At 65.1% G+C, this 1,038-nt stretch carries 1 protein-coding gene; it reads left to right on the top strand.

The window, feature by feature from the left end; translation table 11 throughout:
• Positions 1–1,038, top strand: a 1,038-nt coding sequence (locus EN969_RS32660; RefSeq protein ID WP_164758738.1) for a DUF763 domain-containing protein, incomplete at both ends; no start/stop codon positions are given.

Below are 1,038 nucleotides of genomic sequence, written 5' to 3'. Positions count from 1 at the left end.
GCGTCGTGGGCGCTTTGAAGCGTGGCCTCTCGCCGCTTTCCGGCGAGCTCGGCATTCATGTCTGCGGTGGTCGCGGCGCGCATTCGCGAAAAACCCCGCATGAACTCGAAGCCATCGGCCAACGCGTCGGCTTTGACGGAGCGGGCCTGGCCACCGTCAGCCGTCTTGTCGCCAAGGTCGACAGCGCCGCAGTCCAGGACGGTTTCGATCTTTACCTGCATGGTTTCATCGTCACCGATGACGGTCGCTGGGTCGTGGTGCAGCAAGGCATGAACGGTGACAGCAAGGTGGCGCGCCGCTACCATTGGCTCTCCGAGGGGCTCAAGAGTTTTGTCGACCAGCCGCATGCCGCCATCGAGGGCATCAATCAAGGCGAGATCGTCAACCTGACCGACAGGCGCGCCGACGCGTCGCGCCAAGGGCAACTGAACCTTTTGCAGGAGCTCGGACCCGATCGCATCCTGGGCGAGCTTGCAGCATTGGAGCGTTGCGCGGAGCCGAGGCGCCGGCAGGAACCGGAGCAGCCGCTGCTGCCGCATTTGGTCATGCCGGCCCATCACGACGTTCGCGAAAGCGATGTCGTCATGCATCGTCTTCACGGCAATATCGCCGCCGCCGCGGACCGCGGTCCCACCGATTTCGCCGAGCTCCTTCTGGTCCCCGGCGTCGGCGCGCGCACGGTGCGCGCGCTGGCCCTCGTTGCCGAGGTGGTGCATGGCGCGCCTTGCCGCTTTTCCGATCCCGGCCGCTTCTCGCTGGCGCATGGCGGCAAGGACAGGCACCCGTTCCCTGTGCCGCTTAAGGTCTATGACGAGACGATCGGCGTGCTGAAGTCGGCCGTGCAAAAGGCAAAGCTCGGTCGCGATGAAGAAATCGGCGCCTTGAGGCGGCTCGACGATCAGTCGCGGCAAGTCGAACGATACGTCACCGGCCTCAGCCTGAAGGAAATTGTCGCGGGAGAATTCGACCAGTCGCATCTGCTTGGCGGGCGCAGCGTGTTCGGGTGGGAAGCGGCCCCGGACACAGCACCTGCTGAGC

Origin of the sequence: Mesorhizobium sp. M7A.F.Ca.CA.003.01.2.1 (genome assembly GCF_003998945.1) — a bacterium.
In the GTDB taxonomy this organism is placed as follows: domain Bacteria; phylum Pseudomonadota; class Alphaproteobacteria; order Rhizobiales; family Rhizobiaceae; genus Mesorhizobium; species Mesorhizobium ciceri.
This window is presented reverse-complemented; position numbering and strand designations above follow the sequence as displayed.